General features: G+C 56.3%; 1 rRNA gene (only partly in view). It reads right to left on the bottom strand.

Annotated elements, in window-relative coordinates:
• Nucleotides 1-231, bottom strand: a 23S ribosomal RNA gene (locus tag N2041_RS14460); its annotated part reaches 595 nt to the left of the window's first position; the annotation flags it as partial.

Genomic DNA, 231 nt, shown 5'->3' with positions numbered 1-231 from the left:
TTCCAACTCACTTCGGCTAAGTGGCAGTTTTGTAACTCCCTGAGAGGCTGGCAGACCTCTCCGTGTACGTCCCGCTACCCCGTACGAGCTAAGGCTGCCACCATGACACCCGCACGGTTTGGGCTGGTCCCCGTTCGCTCGCCGCTACTAAGGGAGTCTCGTTTGATTTCCTTTCCTGGGACTACTAAAAGGTTTTACTTCGTCCCGTATCGGCGGAGAGCAAGGCTCAAC

The sequence above is a fragment of the Tepidiforma sp. genome (assembly GCF_026419595.1).
Lineage (GTDB): Bacteria > Chloroflexota > Dehalococcoidia > Tepidiformales > Tepidiformaceae > Tepidiforma.
Note: the sequence above shows the minus strand (reverse complement) of the source record. Positions and strands in the feature narration are given on the sequence as shown.